This is a genomic window from Gammaproteobacteria bacterium (assembly GCA_041395725.1).
Classification (GTDB): domain Bacteria; phylum Pseudomonadota; class Gammaproteobacteria; order Pseudomonadales; family Pseudohongiellaceae; genus NORP240.
This window is the reverse complement of record JAWKZW010000001.1, coordinates 1,894,124-1,913,456: the sequence shown is the minus strand read 5'-3', so window position 1 is coordinate 1,913,456 and position 19,333 is coordinate 1,894,124. Positions and strand designations below refer to the sequence as shown.

General features: G+C 56.6%; 18 protein-coding genes. 13 read left to right on the top strand and 5 right to left on the bottom strand.

The genetic code is table 11. From position 1 onward, the window contains the following. Positions 1–656: 656 nt before the first annotated feature. Positions 657–2,129 carry a tRNA uracil 4-sulfurtransferase ThiI gene (gene thiI / locus R3F50_08410; protein MEZ5490328.1) on the bottom strand — a complete coding sequence of 491 codons (1,473 nt, stop codon included), beginning with the start codon at positions 2,127–2,129 and terminating at the stop codon, positions 657–659. Between the two features lie 415 nt (positions 2,130–2,544). Here thiI and glnA point away from each other — a divergent pair, with 415 nt between their 5' ends. From glnA to trmL, 4 genes are all read left to right on the top strand, one after another. Further along, complete coding sequence (gene glnA, locus R3F50_08405) at positions 2,545–3,954, top strand: type I glutamate--ammonia ligase (GenBank protein ID MEZ5490327.1); 1,410 nt, start codon at positions 2,545–2,547, stop codon at positions 3,952–3,954. Positions 3,955–4,380: 426 nt separating this feature from the next. Further along, entirely contained in the window at positions 4,381–5,460 is a 1,080-nt protein-coding gene (glnL, locus tag R3F50_08400; GenBank protein ID MEZ5490326.1) for a nitrogen regulation protein NR(II), read from the top strand. 22 nt (positions 5,461–5,482) lie between these two features. Continuing rightward, positions 5,483–6,898, top strand: coding sequence for a nitrogen regulation protein NR(I) (ntrC, locus tag R3F50_08395; protein ID MEZ5490325.1), 1,416 nt, complete (start codon positions 5,483–5,485; stop codon positions 6,896–6,898). Between the two features lie 76 nt (positions 6,899–6,974). Beyond that, on the top strand, positions 6,975–7,439 hold the full coding sequence (trmL, locus tag R3F50_08390; GenBank protein MEZ5490324.1) for a tRNA (uridine(34)/cytosine(34)/5-carboxymethylaminomethyluridine(34)-2'-O)-methyltransferase TrmL: 465 nt from the start codon (positions 6,975–6,977) through the stop codon (positions 7,437–7,439). Positions 7,440–7,445: 6 nt separating this feature from the next. Here trmL and secB read toward each other — a convergent pair whose 3' ends face one another. Continuing rightward, positions 7,446–7,985 carry a protein-export chaperone SecB gene (gene secB, locus R3F50_08385; protein MEZ5490323.1) on the bottom strand — a complete coding sequence of 180 codons (540 nt, stop codon included), beginning with the start codon at positions 7,983–7,985 and terminating at the stop codon, positions 7,446–7,448. Between the two features lie 59 nt (positions 7,986–8,044). Continuing rightward, a complete protein-coding gene (locus R3F50_08380; protein MEZ5490322.1) occupies positions 8,045–8,467 on the bottom strand; it encodes a rhodanese-like domain-containing protein in 423 nt (140 codons plus the stop codon). Between the two features lie 333 nt (positions 8,468–8,800). On the opposite strand from R3F50_08380, the gene gpmI reads away from it, so the two are divergent. The 3 genes from gpmI to R3F50_08365 all read left to right on the top strand — a co-directional run bounded on the left by gpmI (position 8,801) and on the right by R3F50_08365 (position 13,069). Continuing rightward, positions 8,801–10,378 carry a 2,3-bisphosphoglycerate-independent phosphoglycerate mutase gene (gene gpmI, locus R3F50_08375; protein ID MEZ5490321.1) on the top strand — a complete coding sequence of 526 codons (1,578 nt, stop codon included), beginning with the start codon at positions 8,801–8,803 and terminating at the stop codon, positions 10,376–10,378. 14 nt (positions 10,379–10,392) lie between these two features. Continuing rightward, positions 10,393–11,562 (top strand): peptidoglycan DD-metalloendopeptidase family protein, encoded by a 1,170-nt coding sequence (locus R3F50_08370; GenBank protein ID MEZ5490320.1) that lies wholly within the window; start codon positions 10,393–10,395, stop codon positions 11,560–11,562. A gap of 166 nt (positions 11,563–11,728) precedes the next feature. Beyond that, entirely contained in the window at positions 11,729–13,069 is a 1,341-nt protein-coding gene (locus tag R3F50_08365; protein ID MEZ5490319.1) for a S41 family peptidase, read from the top strand. A 62-nt stretch (positions 13,070–13,131) separates the two neighbouring features. Here the strand turns inward: R3F50_08365 and R3F50_08360 are convergent, their stop codons facing one another. Both R3F50_08360 and R3F50_08355 read right to left on the bottom strand, forming a co-directional pair. Then, entirely contained in the window at positions 13,132–13,572 is a 441-nt protein-coding gene (locus R3F50_08360) for a hydrogenase (GenBank protein MEZ5490318.1), read from the bottom strand. A gap of 65 nt (positions 13,573–13,637) precedes the next feature. Beyond that, positions 13,638–14,843, bottom strand: a complete 1,206-nt coding sequence (locus tag R3F50_08355) for a PQQ-dependent sugar dehydrogenase (GenBank protein ID MEZ5490317.1) — start codon at positions 14,841–14,843, stop codon at positions 13,638–13,640. 530 nt (positions 14,844–15,373) lie between these two features. Here R3F50_08355 and R3F50_08350 point away from each other — a divergent pair. The 6 genes from R3F50_08350 (at position 15,374) to R3F50_08325 (ending at position 19,316) form a co-directional block, all read left to right on the top strand. Further along, on the top strand, positions 15,374–15,577 hold the full coding sequence (locus R3F50_08350; GenBank protein MEZ5490316.1) for a hypothetical protein: 204 nt from the start codon (positions 15,374–15,376) through the stop codon (positions 15,575–15,577). 85 nt (positions 15,578–15,662) lie between these two features. Beyond that, the gene (gene ectA / locus R3F50_08345; GenBank protein ID MEZ5490315.1) at positions 15,663–16,163 is read left to right on the top strand and encodes a diaminobutyrate acetyltransferase; all 501 of its coding nucleotides are present in this window, start codon (positions 15,663–15,665) and stop codon (positions 16,161–16,163) included. A gap of 84 nt (positions 16,164–16,247) precedes the next feature. Beyond that, positions 16,248–17,588 carry a diaminobutyrate--2-oxoglutarate transaminase gene (gene ectB, locus R3F50_08340; GenBank protein ID MEZ5490314.1) on the top strand — a complete coding sequence of 447 codons (1,341 nt, stop codon included), beginning with the start codon at positions 16,248–16,250 and terminating at the stop codon, positions 17,586–17,588. Between the two features lie 46 nt (positions 17,589–17,634). Beyond that, positions 17,635–18,039, top strand: coding sequence for an ectoine synthase (locus tag R3F50_08335; protein ID MEZ5490313.1), 405 nt, complete (start codon positions 17,635–17,637; stop codon positions 18,037–18,039). A gap of 19 nt (positions 18,040–18,058) precedes the next feature. Beyond that, positions 18,059–18,991, top strand: coding sequence for an ectoine hydroxylase (gene thpD / locus R3F50_08330; GenBank protein ID MEZ5490312.1), 933 nt, complete (start codon positions 18,059–18,061; stop codon positions 18,989–18,991). Continuing rightward, positions 18,978–19,316 (top strand): TraR/DksA family transcriptional regulator, encoded by a 339-nt coding sequence (locus R3F50_08325; GenBank protein MEZ5490311.1) that lies wholly within the window; start codon positions 18,978–18,980, stop codon positions 19,314–19,316. Before thpD ends, R3F50_08325 begins: the two co-directional genes overlap by 14 nt. The last annotated feature ends 17 nt before the right edge of the window (positions 19,317–19,333 follow it).

The window sequence follows — 19,333 nt, the reverse complement described above, 5'->3', positions numbered from 1 at the left end:
ATGTGCAGACGAAGCTGCGAAGAAAGTGCTGTCGCACCCTCGCATCACTACTCAGTGATTGGAATCTCGCACCGAGCACCAGTCCGGGGGAAGCTGGCGATGGAGCGATCAAAACGCAGCACCGACTGACCGAAGGAGACCGCTTGCGGGCTCCTGACCGAGGGAGGGAATCCCGGAAGGATCCGCGTTGCTCCGACGGCAGCTTCCCCCGGGCTGGTGCGGTCTCGAAAATGAACGCTGACTGATAAAGAACTCTTGCAGCAAGTGGCTCTCGTTATTCAGCGACCTCGAAAGAGACGGAAGTGATTGCAAATCGATGTGCAGACGAAGCTGCGAAGAAAGTGCTGTCGCACCCTCGCATCACTACTCAGTGATTGGAATCTCGCACCGAGCACCAGTCCGGGGGAAGCTGGCGACGGAGCGATCAAAACGCAGCACCGACTGACCGAAGAAGACCGCTTGCGGGCTCCTGACCGAGGGAGGGAATCCCGGAGGGATGCGCGTTGCTCCGACGGCAGCTTCCTCCGAGGTGGTGCGGTCTAGAAAAAGAACTCTAAAAAGAACTTAAACAACAACCAGAACCAGAATACCCCGCCCTGACGCAAGTCAGAACAAACCCCGTGCGGGAGCACAAAGTCGGAATGAGGCACTGGCCCTCAGGCCGCAACAGGCTGATAGACACCGACATTTATGAAGCCCTGATCTGCCAGGTGCGCCCCATGCAGGCGACTCATCATGCCCCTGTCGCAGTAAAGCAGATAGTCGCCCTCAGGATCCTTGCCTTCCATATAAGATTGCAGCTGGTAAAACGGTACCTGCAGTACTTCCACGTCCGCGCCTTGCTGCAGGTACAGCGGAGCGCGCTCCTGTTCGTCCGGATGCCGTATATCGATAAGAATGGCACCTGGCTTTAACTCGGTTTCCACCCGGATTGCCTGCTGAGGATTCGCCAGGTCTTCGGCTACCTGGCTTATCAGTTGTACCTGGGCATTGTTTACCGCCTGGTCGAGCAGATCCATCCGGAAGCGCTCCTCTTCCCGGGCAATACGCTCGGGACGGGCCTTGGTCGTAGGCTTGTCGGAAATGACGCCACAATATTCCGGTATCTGACTGGAAAACTGCTCAGTGCCGATTTCCCGGGCCAGATCGATAATATCCTGCTTGCCTGACACGATGAGGGGACGCAGCACCAGCTTATCGGTGACACCATCAATAACCTTGAGATTCGGCAGTGTCTGACTGGAAACCTGCGCTACCGCTTCTCCGGTAACCAGTGCCTGGGCGTGGATCTCGTCCGCCAACCGCGAGGCAGCCCGCATCATCATACGTTTCAGTATCACTCCCATCTGGGAGTTTTCCACCCTGGCAAGAATTTCTGCCACCACCGGTTCGAATGGAACGGTAATAAAGAGTACCTGATGAGACGCGCTGAACTTCATCCACAGATACAGGGCCACCTCCTTGACTGCCAGCTCATGGGCCTTGCCTCCCAGGTTGAAAAAACAATAGTGGGTCAACAATCCACGGCGAATACACAGGTAACTGGATACGGCCGAGTCAAAACCTCCTGAGATAAGAGAGAGTACCGGTTCCACGGCGCCGAGAGGAAACCCGCCGATGCCGGGTTGTTGTTGCTCAACCACATGAACAAAATCCTGGCGAATCTCCAGTTGCACCGTTACATCGGGGTCTTTAAGACGAACGCCGGCTGCACCGGTCTGCTGCAATAATGCCGCACCCACATGGCGCTCCACATCCACCGAACTGAAAGGGTGCTTACCCTGACGTTTGCAGCGCACGGCAAAGGTACGGCCGGCCAGGCGGTCAGCGTAGACCGGCAGGCAGGCCTCCACTATGGCGTCCAGATCCTGCAGGGGATGGCGCCTTACTATCTGAAACTGCGCTATCCCCGGGGTGCACCGCAATCGCTCACACACCCGATTGAGCAGATTTTCGTCATCGGAAGAGGTTTCAATATCAATCGCATCCCAGCCACCGGCCACAGTTACTTCGGCGCCGATCTCCCTCAACAGGCGCCTGAGGTTTTTGCGCAGCATGCGCACCATCCGTTTGCGTACCGGGCGGCTCTTGATGGTAATTTCTGGATACAATTTGACTACAAACAACATAATGGGATTCTGACAGACGAAAACGGGAGAACAGGGGGTTCACAGACGTGGCTGCGAGGAATTTATGGGCTGCCGGCGCCCGGCCTTTTTTTCTATTGCATTACTAATTATCCGAGCTCTGCATTATAATAGTGCGACTCGGGATTCAATGCTCCATTGTTGTGCATTTTAAACGCGCCGGTCCCGATAAGCCCCTGAAATACGGGCCTTTTAAGTTACCACGTTATGGCATATATTTTGCTCCACTCTTGGGACTCAAGGCAAGCCAATCACTGAGCCTTACGATTCGCTTCTTGAATAGAGGTACTGGAGGACACCAGTCATTGCTCTACCCGCGGGGGGAGAGGCTGACGGGACTTCAATATTAAACCAATAGTAAACGAACCTATCAGATTGATCACACGGAGGATCAGGAATGTCTGAAAAGACGCTTAATTTAATCAAAGAGAACGATGTAAAGTGGGTTGACCTCCGTTTTACAGATACCAAGGGAAAGGAACAGCATGTAACGTTCCCGTCCAATCGAATCGATGCGGAGTTTTTTGAGGGCATGATGTTCGACGGCTCCTCTGTAGCCGGTTGGAAAGGTATCAACGAATCCGACATGATCCTGAAACCCGACGATTCCACCGCAGTACTGGACCCTTTTGCTGACGAGCCTCAGGTGAACGTCCGCTGCGACATCATCGAACCCAAGACCATGCAGGGCTACAACCGCGATCCTCGCTCGGTAGGCCGCCGCGCCGAAGAGTACCTGAAAACCACCGGTATCGGTGACACCGCCTATTTCGGCCCGGAACCGGAGTTCTTCGTCTTTGATGACGTACGCTGGACTGCCGATATGGAAGGTGCCAGTTACAAGCTGCATTCCGAGGAAGCGGCCTGGACTTCAGGTGCTGAATTCGAAGGCGGCAACATGGGCCACAGACCCCGGGTCAAAGGCGGCTACTTCCCGGTCCCCCCGGTAGACTCAGCCCACGACCTGCGCTGCGCTATGAGCGAAACCATGGCGGCAATGGGACTGGAAATCGACCTGCATCACCACGAGGTGGGCAATGCCTGTCAGAACGAGATCGGTACCAAGTTCAACAGCCTGGTTGCCAAGGCCGATGAAACCCAGATCCTGAAGTACTGTGTACACAACGTCGCCGCCGCTTTCGGCAAAACTGCGACATTTATGCCCAAACCGCTGGTTGGCGACAACGGCAGCGGGATGCACTGTCACCAGTCCATCTTCAAGGACGGCAAAAACGTATTTGCCGGAGAAGGCTACGCAGGCCTGTCTGATGAAGCCATTTACTACATTGGCGGTATCATCAAGCACGCCAAGGCTCTGAATGCCTTCGGCAACGCCTCCACCAACTCCTACAAGCGTCTGGTAAAGGGCTTTGAAGCGCCGACATTGCTGGCTTATTCGTCCAGAAACCGCTCTGCAGCTATTCGAATTCCCTACATCATGGGCGGCAACCCCAAGGCCATCCGTATCGAGGTACGGTTCGGCGATCCGACGGCCAACCCTTACCTGTTCTTTGCCGCCATGCTGATGGCTGGCCTTGACGGCATCCAGAACAAGATCCACCCTGGCGAACCCGCCAGCAAGGACCTGTATGATCTGCCTCCAGAAGAGGAAGCATTGATTCCTCAGGTTTGTGGCAGTCTGGAGGAAGCCCTGGACTCCCTGGATCAGGACCGGGAATTCCTGAAGGCCGGTGGCGTTTTCGACGATGACCTGATCGATGGATACATTGCTCTCAAGCGTGAGGATTGTGTGCGTCTGGCCATGACCACTCACCCTGTAGAGTTTGATATGTATTACAGCCTGTAATCCCTGATTGATCAGGCAGTGAAACCAGGAAAGCCCGGGCAGTGCCCGGGCTTTCTTTTGCCAGTCCGCCCGTCACAGGCACAATCCAGCGCCTGATTTAACCCCCAGCACCAAGTCGGCCCAGAGGCCTGCCTCTCTGCGTAACGCACCGTCGCAGCGGGCACCCGAATCAGTCACGGGACGGATCAATCACCCATCAATGCACTTGAAAAAAACATCATTAGCACCATTTTAGTGCATAATGCAGGGCGGACCGCCACTTCCTCCGCCAGCTGAGGTGAAACGTGTCCCGATAGTGGCCCGAAATGCACCGGAAATCAGGTAACTGTCTCTGATTGAAGCAGTATCAGAGATTTGGTTTGTTTATTGCATAGCCTCATTGATTAGGCATTTCGTCAGCCTCGCCCGCAGGAACAGGACTGGATTGTGACCCTGAGCAGTCAGAACAGACACTTGCTGGATCAGCTCAAAACCGGCGTGCTGCTGCTGGATGGGGACCTGCGCATCGGCTATCTGAACCTGGAGGCGGAGGCGCTGCTGGAAATCAGTGGCAAGCAGGCGACCAAGCTGACCCTGTCGGACGTGCTTCTGGGCGCAGATGAAGACATCAGGAGCATTGAAGAGGCGCAGGAAAAACGCTCCAGCTTCACCAAACATCGCGCGTCGTTCAGGTTGCTTTCGGGAAAAACCATAGTCGTTGATTACACCATCAATTCCATCGAGGACGATGACCAGGCGCAGCTCATGATGGAAATACACTCGCTACATTATTCACAGCGAATCCGCCGTGACGAATTCCTGCTGTCCACCCAGGCGACCACCCGCGAACTGGTTCGGGGCCTGGCTCACGAGATCAAGAATCCGCTTGGCGGAATTCGCGGCGCCGCGCAGCTGCTGGCCCAGGAATTACCGGACTCAGAGTTGCAGGACTATACCGACGTCATTATTCAGGAGGCGGACCGACTGCGTAATCTGGTGGACCGTCTCAGCGGTTCACGAAAGATGCTGGACATCCAGCCCCTCAACATCCACGAGGTACTGGAACGGGTCGCCAGCCTGGTAGGCGCAGAATTCACCGACCGGGCCATAGAGCTGGTGAAGGACTATGATCCCAGCATCCCGGCCGTGCGGGGTGACAAGGAGCAATTGATTCAGGCGGTCCTGAATATCGTGCGCAACGCGGTACAGGCCCTTGAAAGCCCCTCGGTCAAGCATGACCTGGGCATTATCACCCTGAGAACCCGGGTGCTGCGCAATATAACCATTGGCAGCGTCCTGCACCGCCTGGTGGCGAGCATAGAAATTTCAGACAACGGTCCCGGCATACCCGACAGTATTGCCGAGACTTTGTTTTATCCCATGATCAGTGGGCGGGCCGAGGGAACCGGCCTGGGTTTGTCAATCGCACAATCGATCATCAATCAACACGACGGCATTATCGAATGTGATAGCGAGCCGGGGTCAACGGTATTCACCATCACCATACCGTTACCTGACGACAATTAAGTTCAAGAGGTATGAAGAGCCAATGAGCGCTAACAATTCAGTCTGGATTCTGGACGATGACCGTTCGATACGCTGGGTGCTGGAAAAATCCCTGGAGAAAAAAGGCCTGGATACCGAGTCTTTTGAAACCGGAGACGAGCTTCTTCACAGACTGGAGCAGTCCCAGCCAGACGCCATAATCAGCGACATTCGAATGCCCGGCATCAATGGCCTGGAGTTACTCTCCAATATCCAGCAACAGTACCCCTCTCTGCCGGTCATCATCATGACTGCCCATTCTGACCTGGACAGCGCAGTCTCGTCCTACAGCCGGGGGGCTTTCGAGTACCTGCCCAAGCCGTTCGATATCGACGAAGCGGTGGCAATGACCCAGCGGGCCCTGGATCACACCCGCAAGAAAAGCATCAGCGAACAGCCGGAAAGCACCTACAAGGCCCAGGAGATTATCGGCGAAGCACCTGCCATGCAGGAGGTTTTTCGCGCCATCGGGCGCTTGTCGCAATCCAATATCTCAGTGCTTATCAATGGCGAATCCGGTACCGGCAAAGAGCTTGTGGCCCATGCCCTGCATCGCCACAGCCCGCGTCGGGAGAGACCTTTCATCCCACTCAACGTGGCCGCCATACCCAAAGAGCTGATCGAATCGGAGTTGTTCGGCCATGAGAAAGGGGCTTTCACCGGCGCTACCGCGCAGCGTGTGGGCCGTTTCGAACAGGCTGATGGCGGCACACTGTTTCTGGACGAAATCGGCGACATGCCGCCAGATACCCAGACCCGCCTGTTACGCGTGCTGTCAGACGGCGAATTCTACCGGGTCGGCGGTCACACTCCGCGCAAGGTGGATGTGCGGATTATCGCGGCTACGCACCAGGATCTGGAAAAGCTGGTGCGGGAACACCAATTTCGAGAAGACCTTTTTCACCGCCTGAATGTTATTCGCATTCACATCCCCCGACTGCGCGATCGCCGGGAGGATATCCCACAGCTGGCCCGCCACTTTCTGCGCCAGGCGGCCAAAGAGCTTAACGTGGAACCCAAAGTCCTGCGGCCGGAGACCGAGCAGTACCTGGCCAACCTGAACTGGCCCGGCAATGTCCGCCAGCTGGAGAATTTCTGCCGCTGGGTCACAGTCATGGCCTCCAGTCGTGAAGTGCATCTGAACGATCTGCCGCCGGAGTTTGCCGAGCAGGAAGTCCAGCGCGGCGACTCTGGCAGCTGGACCCAGGCACTGGAGGCCTGGGCTGACCAGGAACTGGCCCTGGGCAACTCCTCGATTCTGGATCAGGCGGTACCGATGTTCGAGCGAACCATGATCGACGTGGCACTGAAGCATACGGCCGGTCGGCGACGCGATGCCGCTGCGCTACTCGGCTGGGGAAGGAACACGCTGACCCGCAAAATCAAGGAACTTGAAGACGGCCAGAACGCAACGAACTGAGGCCGGGACGCGCTGGCCTGTCTGTCGCCGTCAGGGTAAGCTTACGGGCTTTCCTACCCAGGCGGTAACCTGACCTGTGCTTAACCTAGTTCTTTTCGAACCTGAGATTCCGCCCAACACGGGCAATATTATCCGCCTCGCGGCAAATTCCGGCGCCAGCCTGCATCTGATCAGACCCCTTGGTTTTGAATTGGATGACAAACGACTGCGGCGGGCCGGGCTCGACTACCACGAATTCAGCAGGGTACGGCAACACGCTAACTGGCAGAGTTTTCTGGCCTTTGCGGCCGGCGGGCGAATCTTCGGAATCAGTACGCGGGGCAGGCTGGCTTATCACCAGGTCAACTACCAGGCGGACGACTACCTGGTATTCGGTCCGGAAACCCGGGGCCTGCCTGCTGAAATCCGCGAACAACTGGGCGACCAGCACATTCTGCGCATCCCCATGTTACCGGAAAGCCGCAGCCTCAACCTGTCCAATTCGGCTGCGGTGGTAATCTATGAGGCCTGGCGGCAGCTGGGCTTTGAAGGGGGCGCCTGATCAGTTCTAGGCTTGCCCGCCTTCGGGTGCCGCGCCATTTCCGTTACCATTGCTGGCGGCAGCCTGCTGGGCTTCGTGCTGTTTGCTCTGGGCATAAAGCGCTTCAAAATTCACCGGCGCCAGCATCAGCGGAGGGAAACTGCCTTTGACGACCATCGCGTCTATGGTTTCACGGGCATAGGGAAACATGATATTGGGACAGACCGTCGCCAGCACCTGTTCCAGCTGCGGCTCTTCCAGCCCCCGGCAGGTGAAAATTGCACCCTGCTGAACTTCAACCAGAAAGGCCACTTTGTCTTCCTGCTTGGCCTCGACGGTCAGAATCAGGACCACCTCGTACAACTCGTCCTGCAGCTTGCTGTTGCGACTCTTTATATCGAAAGTGATCTGCGGTCGCCACTGGCCACCACGAAACGAATCAGGGCTGTTGGGCGACTCGAAAGAAGCGTCTTTCAGGTACAGCCGTTGCAGGGAAAAATTTGGCCCCTGCTGCTCTTCCTGCTGGGCGGCTGCAGCCTGTTCATTGGGTTGTTCGTTTTCTGCCATGGGTTATCCTGTTACTTGCGCTCGCGGTTGAACAAATTGGTGATATTAGGTTGATGGATTTACTTTTGTACCAGCGGAAGCGACTGTGCTTTCCATTCGGCAATGCCGCCGGACAGCCTGACAACCTGCTCAAACCCCGCCTGTTGCAGAGTCTTGCAGGCCTCGCCGGAGTGCTGCCCCATCTTGCACACGACCACCAGCGGCTTCTCCTTGTGCCTGTTCAATTCGGTGAGGCGCTGGCTTAGCTTGCTGGATGGAATATTGATGGCATCCACTATGTGGCCGGCATCGAATTCCTTCTTATCCCGCACATCCAACACCACTGCGTCCTCGCGATTGATCATCCTGACTGCCTGCTGCGGGCCGACCGCCTTGCTGGCCCGGGAGCGATGCTGGATAAATATTGCAACCACAAGCACCAGCCACAGACCGAACAACAGCGGGTGGTTGCCAATAAATTCTATGAACCGCTCAAAATCCACTTCAGTACGGACCTCAACAACACTGTGCGGGCCTCTGCAGCCGGTTGCTGTAGAGGCCACTCTCAAAAAGGGGAGCAGTATACACGTCCGGACAGCCTGAAAGAAGTTTCAAGTGGACTTCAAAGGAAGCTCCGAACAGGGGCCCCCAGGCATCGCAGTACTTATTCTAAGCTTCCCTGGAGTATAATCTGGCCCTACTCGGGGAAAGGCGGGGGTTCCGCGGAATACTGTGGAACTCAGACGCAAACGCCGTGCTTACCCGCATCGCACAACACGACCTGACAATCTGTTACTCATGCTTACTCTTTCGATGAAATCCGGGACAATCGCCCTATGACCGAACTTCAGAAACATCCTGCCCTGCTGCTGATCCTCGACGGCTGGGGTTACCGCGAGCAGACGGAACACAATGCCATTCATGCCGGCAATACTCCGGTCTGGGACCAGCTCTGGGAGAATGAACCTCATACGCTGGTGCGCACCTCCGGGCTGGCAGTGGGATTGCCGGAGGGCCAGATGGGCAACTCCGAAGTGGGACACATGAACCTCGGCGCCGGGCGCGTTGTCTACCAAAGCCTCACCAGAATCGACAAGGCTATCGAAGATGGCAATTTTTTTACCAACCCGACCCTGGGCCAGGCTGTCGACAAGGCCATCGCCGGCGATGGAGCAGTTCACATTTTCGGACTGCTCTCGCCAGGGGGCATCCACAGCCACGAAGAGCAGATTTTCGCCATGATCGAACTGGCCCACAAGCGTGGGGCCGGACGTATTTACCTGCACGCATTCCTGGACGGCCGGGATACCCCGCCGCGCAGCGCCCTGGAATCGCTGCGTAAGGCGCAAGCTCTCCTGCGCGGCAAGGGCGAAAGTCGCATCGCCTCCATCGCGGGAAGGTTCTATGCCATGGACCGCGATCAGCGCTGGGACCGGGTGCAGCTGGCTTACGACATGCTGACCCAGGGTCAGGCACCCTTTTGTTATGACAGCGCGGAAAGCGCCCTCGCCGCCGCTTACCAGCGGGATGAGGACGATGAATTTGTCCAGCCCACTCTGGTGGCCGGTGCTGACACGCCCGCAGCCACGGTATCGGATGGCGACTGCGTCATTTTCATGAACTTTCGCGCCGATCGCTCTCGACAGCTGACGCGGGCCTTCGTAGACCCCGGCTTTGACGGGTTTACGCGGCAGGAGTGCCCGGCATTGTCGGCCTTTGTCACCCTGACCGAATACGCGGCTGATATCGATGTACCCTGCGCTTTCCCGCCCGAGGAGTTGAAGAATGTGCTGGGGGAATACCTGGCAGAACAGGGCAGGACCCAGCTCCGTATTGCGGAAACAGAAAAATACGCCCACGTGACGTTCTTTTTCAATGGTGGACGCGAAGAGCCCTTTGCCAACGAAAAACGCATCCTGATTCCCTCACCGAAAGTGAAAACCTACGACTTGAAACCGGAGATGAGCGCCTTCGAGCTTACCGACAGGCTGGTGGAAGCCATTCGCTCCCGACAGTTTGACGCCATCATCTGTAATTACGCCAATGGCGACATGGTCGGTCATACCGGAGACTTTTCGGCAGCGATCAAGGCCGTGGAAGTGGTGGACCAGTGCCTGGGCAGAATTGTCGCGGCAATTCGGGAAGTGAACGGCGAACTGCTGGTGACGGCGGACCATGGCAACGTAGAACAGATGGTCGACAACGAAACGGGGCAGCCCTTGACCTCCCATACCAACGGTCCCGTTCCTCTGGTTTATATTGGCACCCGGAACAGGGTGTTTGACGGCGAGGGCGCTCTGTGTGACATCGCGCCGACATTGCTTGCCCTGATGGGGCTCTCGGCACCGGCCGAAATGACCGGTCACTGCCTGCTGGCGGATCCGGATGATCCCGCCCGGCACGCGGCGGGTTAACAGAGACCTGCCTGGTGGCAGCGCCGCTTCCCGACTGCCTGCTCCGGCTACTGGTCACCCTGCTGCTCGGAGCCGGCCTGCCGGGTGGCCTGACAGCAGCCGAGTCAGCACCTGCAGAGGAAGATCTCGCTCAGATAAATCAGGCAATCGGTCGGATCGAGGCCTGGCTGGAACAGACCAGGCAACAACGCCCTGCGGCCGAAGCCCGCCTGCAGGAAGCGGAACAGCGCCTTGCCCTGCTCGCCAGCCGCATCGCAGACACCCGGCAGCTCATTGCCGCAGGCAGAACCCGGTTGCAGACATTGCAACAGCAACAGCAGGCTCTCGTTACTCAGCAGGCCGGGCAGATGACACTGATCAGACAGCTGGTTCGCGCTGCTTACCGGGAAGGCTCGCAAAGTACCGTCAAGCTGGTGTTGAACCAGAACGACCCTGCGGAAGCGGCGCGAATGCTCTACTACTATCAGTTGATCAACCAGGACCGACTCGAGAAGGTACGTGAGTACCAACTCACCCTTACCAGCCTGTCCGCAACCGAACGGGAACTCGAGTCAGTCAATCGCGGCCTCAGCGCCGAGCAGCTGTCACTCGATGCCCAGCTTGCCCAACTGGAACAGGAACGGCTGGTCCGCCAGCAGGCGCTAGCCGAGCTGGACTCAGCCATCGACCTGCGCGGCCGGGAGCTGGAGGGATTGCTTGCCGACCGCGAGGCCCTGCAGACGCTGATCGACCAGGTGCAACAGGCCATGGAAACCGCCCCGGTGCCCGGCAGTGACGAGCCCTTCGCACAACGCAAAGGCCAGCTGCCGTTACCTGGCGAAGGCTCGCTGCTGGCCCGCTTCAACGAACCTTACGGCAACGGTGATCTGCAGCGCCAGGGCATTCTCATCGGCGGCACCGCAGGGAGTCCGGTCCGTGCCGTGCACGGTGGTCGCGTCGTGTTCGCCGACTGGTTGCGAGGCTCCGGTCTGTTGATCATCCTCGATCACGGGGATGGCTACCTGAGCCTTTACGGCCACAATGAAACGCTGACCCGTGAACGGGGCAGCCGGGTCGAAGCTGGCTCGGTGATCGCTACCACCGGCAACAGCGGTGGGCAACGGGAAACCGGCATCTACTTTGAAATACGCTACAATGGCAGGCCGCAGAATCCGGCGGAGTGGCTGGCACCGGGAAATTTTTAACTGGCGGCGCTGGTCGTTGTCCGAGGCCTGTATAATTTGCGACAACCGGCATTGCGCGCCAGGACGTAACCTGAAACGATAGACAGCATTGCCACCAGGCACCGGTACACGACCCGGTTACCAGCGGTTTTTGCTGAAGATTCTTTCCTATGAGCGGGCAGATAACATGATTGAAATGCAGTCTTTGAAACGCCAACTGACCACGCTGGGACTGGCAGCGGTGACTGCCTGTATGTCGCTGGCGGCGTCCGGGCAACGGCAGGCACAGGCAACACAGCTCCCTTTACCGCTGGAAGAGGTGCGGATGTTTACCCAGGCGCTGGACCGAATCCGCATGTCCTACGTGGAACCAGTGGACGACGAAGTGCTCCTGGAGAATGCCATCCGCGGCATGCTGGCGGGACTGGACCCACATTCTGCTTACCTGGCAGCAAGCGAATACGACAGCCTGCAGGAGACCACCACCGGTGAGTTTGGCGGCCTGGGGGTTGAAGTGGGCCAGGAAAACGGTTACATCCGGGTAATCAGCCCCATCGATGGGACTCCTGCCGATCGTGCCGGCATCCAGGCGGGCGACCTCATCATTCGTATCGATGGCCAGCCCCTGCAGGAGATACTACCCGAAGAGGCCGCAGGCATGATGCGCGGCGAACCGGGCACGGACGTGACCATTACGATCGTACGGGACGGTCAGCCAGCACCCTTTGACGTGACCATCACCCGGGAAGTGATTTCGGTAGCCAGCGTCAGGAACCGCAGCCTGGAGCCGGGCTACGGCTATATCCGCATCGCCCAGTTCCGCTCCAATACCGGCGACGAGGTGGTGGACGCCATCGAATCTCTGCGCGAGGACAATCAGGAGCTGAAGGGCCTGGTACTGGATCTGCGTAATAACCCGGGCGGCGTGCTGCCAGCCTCAGTTGCGGTAGTGGATGCATTCATTTCCGAAGGAACCATCGTCTCCACCAAGGGGCGCCTGTCGGAGAGTGACATGGCCTTTGAAGCCACCCGCAGTAACCCGGGTGGCGACACCCCGCTGGTGGTGCTGATCAATGAGGGCTCGGCCTCGGCGTCGGAAATCGTTGCCGGCGCTCTGCAGGATCATGGCCGGGCCATCATCATGGGCAATCGCAGTTTCGGCAAGGGTTCCGTGCAGACGGTCCTGCCTCTCAGTGACGACCGCGCCATCAAGCTGACGACGTCCCTTTATTACACGCCATCCGGGCGCTCTATCCAGGCTTTCGGTATTGAACCGGATATCACCGTGGAAGAAGCCCTGGTAACCAGGCTGGACCGCAGCACCGCTGCCTATTCCGAGGCTGATCTGCAAGGTCACCTGGAAAGCACCACAGAGAACCCGGATGTCCGCCCTGAGATAAGCGCGCAGCAGATCCTGGTCAATGATTATCCCCTGAACGAGGCACTGAACCTGTTGAAGGGCATCAATGCCTTCGGCATGAAGCGAAGCCCGCGCGGCTTTACCCAGACTGCCGAGCTGATCGACTGACATACCCGAGAGCGGCAGCGTAGCGCTGCCGCTGCTTCCCTGCCACGATTGCGCAGCCGGCTTTACGCCTTCCCGCCACGCAGCCCCCAAAGGGTTATCAGGCAGGCCACGATCATTCCGACCGACAGCGAAACCAGGGCGAACACTATTAACCCTTCCTGCAGGGCGGACCCGGCCATTTCGCCGCCGGCGATGGGCATCATTGTTGTGCCAGCGCCCCAGAACCCTGCCAGCTGAGTCGCCAGCCAGTTAGCATAAGTTCCGTAGACCACCACAGCAAACAACACCTTTTGTACGGCAGCTCCCAGGGACAGGCGCCCCCAGGCCAGGCCAAGCACCACCAGAAAGGTGCCGTTCATGACACCCTCCAGATGACTGCTGAGCCCCATGCGGGAGTTTTCCATCAGAGGCAGCATGAAGCCTCCCAGTAAACCCAGCAAAAACAGCAGGATGCCGGCCCGCAAAAGCCAGGTATCCAGTCCAGTATTTGACCCGTCTTGCACGGTATACCTCCCGGAAATTGTCAGGGCACCTTCGATTGGCACTGGACAGTCCGCCCAAAAGCCGCTCAATCAGCGGGAACCGCTTCCAGGCGCAGCAGGGCACCATTATCCTCATCGGTCAGCACGTACAGAAAGCCATCCGGGCCCTGCTGAACCTCACGGATCCGCGACCGCAGTTCCGTTAACAGATTCTCCCGGCGAATTTCCTGGCCACGGGAATTAAACACAATCCGCACCAGGTGGCCGGTCCCGGGGATGCGCCCGGTCATCATGGACCCCACAAACAGGTTACCCTGCCAGGCGGGAATACGGTCGCCGGTGTAGAACGTGATCTCCGAAGGTGCAATTGACGGCCAGAACAACACCTCTGGACTGCGAAAGCTGGCGTGGCCCGGCTCACCGGCAATCCAGTCGCCGCGGTAATGGCGACTGAAGGACACCAGCGGCCAGCCATAGTTCTGGCCCGGTTCGATAATATTGATCTCGTCACCGCCCTGGGGCCCGTTCTCGCTGGCCCACAGCGCCCCGGTCTGCGGGTGGAATGTCAGACCCATCTGGTTCCGATGACCGACGGAATAAACCTCCGGCAGGTATTCACCGCTGTCTACAAAGGGATTGTCTGCCGCTGCGCTGCCGTCATCATTAAGCCGTAACAGTTTGCCATAGTGCACAGCCGGATCCTGGGCCAGTTCACCAATGCCCTGATACGCATAGGCGCCCCCTACCGAGACAAACAAGGTATTGTCCGGCGCGAAATGCATGACCGAGCCAGCTATGCCTTCATCAATCTGTTTGGCAACGAATATATCCTGCACGTCGGTAAGCCGGTCTTCGACCAGGCGCCCGCGGGCCAGCGCCACCGTCTGGGTTGCTTCCTCACCGACAGTAATTGGCTTGGTGTAGGTCAGATAGACCAGGCTGTCGTCCTCGGGGTGCAAGACTACATCCATCAGGCCCGCCCGAAAGATGTCTCCATAAACCTGCGGTACTCCCAGGATAGGCTCCTGCACCAGCCGACCATCCCGAATCAGCCGTAACCTGCCGCTGTAACGCTCAGTGACCAGGATGTCGCCATTGTCGCGAAACGCCATGGCGTAAGGGTTGGCAAGACCGGTAACCAGCGGTACAACCCGGAGTTTCGGGACTTCCGCTGTGGTGAGGAGCAAAGGCTCATCGATGGGTAACGGATCAGGGCTGCTACGCTGCGCCAACACGCCGCCGGAAACGAGCAGGGCTGTGCTTGTCAGCAGAATCAACAGGCGGTTCTTCATGGCCTGGCCTCCGGTTTTTATTATTGATTTTTGATTGCCGTTTTACTCTCTTTGACTGCCTGGTCTCGACAGGACAACCAAGAATGGTAATTAATCAAAGCCTCCCTAACCCGCGAGAAACCTTTGCACAGATCTTACCTCAACAGTGCCCTCTCAGCTAACCCAATTTAGAGTGTCCACAGGGCAACTCCTTGCCAGTGAGCATCCCAGGCTCAATACCAAATCATTGCCTGGATGCATTGCGTCTCCCGCCAGGCAGGAGTTCGACTCGGCGGCAGAGAAGCGCCTGACTCCTTGCTCCTGGCAGTCAGATCAACAGAATTCAAACAATTCTCTTCTCTACACAGCAGCGCCAGCACTCGCTCACATTGACGGCTCCATTTATTGTTTGACATGACCCCTTTAATAGCCACTTACTCGCCGCATAAGACGGAATCAGGAATGACGCGACAAGATTCAGATGTCAATGGCGATACCTGTCATTGCGATGCAAACTCGCTCAATGTACAAAAGTGCGACAGTTATGTATAATGCTCCACCTCATTGACATTGATGCTGCAATTATTGTGCAGCAGCTTTTCTCAAACTCCGAGTTTGAGATAGGGTCATATTTAGCGGTATTTCCGCTGCCTGAATTACTTCAACCAATCAGCAATCAGCAATCAGCAATCAGCAATCAGCAATCAGCAATCAGCAATCAGCAATCAGCAATCAGCAATCAGCAATCAGCCTGATGATAAACAGCACAGCGAGTCAGGCAATCAAACGCCTGGCACATAAGCAGAATACTTTTCGGAGGATGAAAAAAAGATTTTTATTATGAACAAAGACCAAGAGAGCGTCTCTTTCAGGGCACCGATCAGTGCAGATGGCGCCCAGGTTCACAATCTCGTGGCAAACTGCCCGCCCCTTGACACCAATTCAATCTACTGCAATCTGTTGCAGTGCACGCACTTTGCCAGCACCTCTGTTGCTGCGGAAATCAATCAGGAACTGGCAGGCTTTGTCTCTGGCTACCTGAAGCCTGAGCAACCCGATACATTGTTCATCTGGCAGGTCGCTGTCGGCGAACCTGCCCGGGGCCGGGGTCTGGCTACCCGGATGCTTTCCCACATCCTCAACCGCACTGATTGTCAGAATGTACGCTGGCTCGAAACCACCATCACTGAATCCAACGCACCTTCCTGGGCGCTGTTTCAGTCCTTCGCAGCAAGCCTGGACGCTGACATTCAGTCATCGGTGCTTTTCGACAAACAAACCCATTTCAATGATAAACATGAATCGGAACGATTGGTCCGCATCGGGCCCATTGGTCTCTGACACTCGGGCGCCGGTCTGGACCGGCCTGACTCGGCAATAAACCGAGCAACCAGTTCTTTCACTGATAACCAAGGAGAGTGGTTAATGAAAATATTTGAAGAAATAGAATCGGAAGTACAGAGTTACGCACGGTCTTTCCCGCGCGTCTTTAACAAAGCCAAGGGCGAACACCTTTACGATGAGGAAGGTAATCAGTACCTGGACTTCCTGGCCGGCGCCGGCACTTTGAATTACGGCCACAATAATCCGATTTTCAAGGAAAAGTTACTCGACTATATAAACGCTGATGGGATCACGCACGGCCTGGACCTGCATACCCGTGCGAAGGGTGAATTCCTGCAGTCATTCAACGACAGGATACTTAAACCGCGTAGCATGGACTATGTTCTGCAATTCACCGGCCCCACTGGCACCAATGCAGTCGAGGCCGCGCTGAAACTGGCGCGGAACGTTACCGGGCGCGAGAATATTATCTCTTTCACCAACGGCTTTCATGGTGTGACTCTTGGCGCTCTCGCTGCAACAGGTAACTCCCATCATCGGGGTGCCTCGGGTGTATCTCTGACCGGTAGCAGCAGAATGCCCTACGACGGTTATCTCGGAGAAGGTATCGACACCATCGCTTACCTGGACAAGGTTCTGTCCGACTCCAGCAGCGGCATTGATCTGCCGGCGGCAGTTCTGGTTGAAACGGTTCAGGGCGAGGGAGGTATTCAGACTGCTTCGTTCGAGTGGCTTCGCAACCTGGACCGGATCTGCAAGAAACATGACATCCTGCTGATCATCGATGACATACAGGCCGGTTGTGGCCGAACCGGAACTTATTTCAGTTTCGAAAAGGCTGGCATCGATCCCGACATGATTACCCTCTCCAAATCGCTGAGTGGATACGGCCTGCCCTTCGCGGTAGTGCTTTTCAAGCCGAGCCTGGATCAGTGGAAGCCGGGTGAACACAACGGCACATTTCGAGGTAACAACCTGGCATTCGTAACAGCAAAGACTGCGATCGATCACTTCTGGAGTGATGACGGCTTCTCCAGGCAGATTCAACGAAAGGGTGATTATGTCTCCGGGCGGCTCAGTGCCATCGTGGAAAAATACGGCGAGGGTAATTTTACCACCCGCGGCCGTGGCATGTTTCAGGGCATCAACTGTGTAAACGGTGAGCTCGCGGGGGCTATAACCCGGAAAGCATTCAAGTTGGGTCTGATTATCGAAACCAGTGGCGCCGACGATCATGTTGTGAAGATCCTCTGCCCCTTGACCATCAGTGACGAGAACCTCGCCAGAGGTTTGGATATTCTTGAGCATGCTATTCGGGACATCTGCGCGGGGGAGGATTCCATCCCCGAACCCGTCGACTACCTGGACTCATGGATCGGTCGGCATGGGATAGCAGAAAAGATCGAAAAGAAAGTCGCCTGAACCAGAACAGACTACTGAACAGATACTTCCAGGAGAGCTAGAGACAATGATTGTACGAAACCTGCAGGACGCGGCGACGACCGACCGGAGGGTGATTTCCCCGGATGGCAACTGGGAAAGCACCCGGTTACTTCTGAAGGATGACTGTATGGGGTTTTCCTTCCATATAACCACCATCTACAAAGGCGCGGATTTTCAGATGCATTATAAGAATCATCTGGAATCGGTCTATTGCATAGCCGGTGAGGGGGAAATTGAAACCATCGACGACGGTCGAATCTATCCGATCAAGCCGGGCACTCTGTATAACCTGGACAAACACGACAGGCACATTCTGCGCGCGTTCTGCGAAATGAAGATGGCCTGCGTTTTCAATCCGCCACTGAACGGCAGGGAAGTCCACAATGCCGAGGGGGCCTATGAACTTGAGGCCGAAGCCGTAACTGCATAAGGAGCTTCAGATTTATTCTATGAGTTACCCACTCCCTAAAAAACGCAGCAGAGAGGATTTCTATCCATCCCGCAGCTGTCCGGGCGGCCGCTTTCTGGAACGCCTGGACCCGGTAATCTATCCGTCTTCTTTTGCCTGCCCTTTGAGCAGTGAACTGTTGCACCGTTACCGGGAAGACGGATTTCTGATACTAGATGATGTGTTCGATGCACAGGAAATGGATCGCTTCCAGGAGGAAGTTGACCGCCTGCAAACAAGAAACTCCGATGAGGTGATTCGCGAAACCACTGGTGGTGATGTTCGTTCGGTATTCCGGGTGCACGAGCAAAGTCCTCTCTTCAGCCAGCTTGCTGCTGACAGCCGGCTCATGGACCTGGCTCAATTTATCCTGGGCGACCAGGTCTACATGCATCAGTCCCGGGTGAATTACAAGCCAGGATTCCGAGGCCAGGAATTTTACTGGCATTCAGATTTCGAGACCTGGCACGTAGAAGATGGCATGCCGGCAATGCGAGCGGTCAGCATGTCTATAACACTGACCAGAAACTATGCAACCAACGGACCGCTGTTATTGATTCCCGGATCCCACAAGAAGTATGTGGCGTGCGAGGGGGAGACGCCGGCAGAGCACTTCCGTTCGTCTCTTATAAAACAGTCCATAGGCGTACCCGCGGATGAGCAAGTGCGTCAATTGGCCGACGAAGGCGGCATAGTGGCCGCAACCGGCAAGCCAGGCAGTGTCATCCTGTTCGATTGCAATGTCTTACATGGCTCGGGCAGCAATATCACGCCGTTTCCACGCTCAAATGTCTTCTTCGTCTACAACGCCCTGAGTAATCGGGTGGAAGAGCCGTTCTGCGACCTGCCTCCGCGTCCGGAGTATCTCTGCAGCAGAGACGGTATTACACCACTGACCGCGAGAACGTCGGAGCAGGCTGATGAGTCCTGCTGAACTGAGGGCCCTCAAGCGCCAGATTACCGAACGCATAAAAACACTGGAAATTCTGCTCGGTAACTCGCGGCAGGACGATCACGAGAGCGGCCCGCAGCCCGATGACGAATCGGCACGCATGGACCTGACTATCAGCTCCGCCGTGGAATCGCGCCTTACCCTGGCCGAGAAGCAGGAACTGGCAAGGCTCCAGGCCAACTTGCAATGGCTGGAAAGCAACGATGCCGGCAATTGTGAAGGCTGTGGTTATCCGATTCCCTTTCTTCGCCTCAAAGCAGTACCAGTAACGCGCCTGTGTATCCAGTGCGCAAAAAACCAATCCTGAATTTAATGAAAGGAAAG

Excerpts from the sequence above, each read along its gene's own strand:
- secB (MEZ5490323.1), bottom strand. The coding sequence starts at position 7,985 with ATGGCAGAAAACGAACAACCCAATGAACAGGCTGCAGCCGCCCAGCAG.
- gpmI (MEZ5490321.1), top strand. The coding sequence starts at position 8,801 with ATGACCGAACTTCAGAAACATCCTGCCCTGCTGCTGATCCTCGACGGC.
- glnA (MEZ5490327.1), top strand. The coding sequence starts at position 2,545 with ATGTCTGAAAAGACGCTTAATTTAATCAAAGAGAACGATGTAAAGTGG.
- ectA (MEZ5490315.1), top strand. The coding sequence starts at position 15,663 with ATGAACAAAGACCAAGAGAGCGTCTCTTTCAGGGCACCGATCAGTGCA.
- thiI (MEZ5490328.1), bottom strand. The coding sequence starts at position 2,129 with ATGTTGTTTGTAGTCAAATTGTATCCAGAAATTACCATCAAGAGCCGC.
- R3F50_08325 (MEZ5490311.1), top strand. The coding sequence starts at position 18,978 with ATGAGTCCTGCTGAACTGAGGGCCCTCAAGCGCCAGATTACCGAACGC.
- R3F50_08355 (MEZ5490317.1), bottom strand. The coding sequence starts at position 14,843 with ATGAAGAACCGCCTGTTGATTCTGCTGACAAGCACAGCCCTGCTCGTT.
- ectB (MEZ5490314.1), top strand. The coding sequence starts at position 16,248 with ATGAAAATATTTGAAGAAATAGAATCGGAAGTACAGAGTTACGCACGG.
- ntrC (MEZ5490325.1), top strand. The coding sequence starts at position 5,483 with ATGAGCGCTAACAATTCAGTCTGGATTCTGGACGATGACCGTTCGATA.
- R3F50_08335 (MEZ5490313.1), top strand. The coding sequence starts at position 17,635 with ATGATTGTACGAAACCTGCAGGACGCGGCGACGACCGACCGGAGGGTG.
- R3F50_08350 (MEZ5490316.1), top strand. The coding sequence starts at position 15,374 with ATGCTCCACCTCATTGACATTGATGCTGCAATTATTGTGCAGCAGCTT.
- R3F50_08365 (MEZ5490319.1), top strand. The coding sequence starts at position 11,729 with ATGATTGAAATGCAGTCTTTGAAACGCCAACTGACCACGCTGGGACTG.
- thpD (MEZ5490312.1), top strand. The coding sequence starts at position 18,059 with ATGAGTTACCCACTCCCTAAAAAACGCAGCAGAGAGGATTTCTATCCA.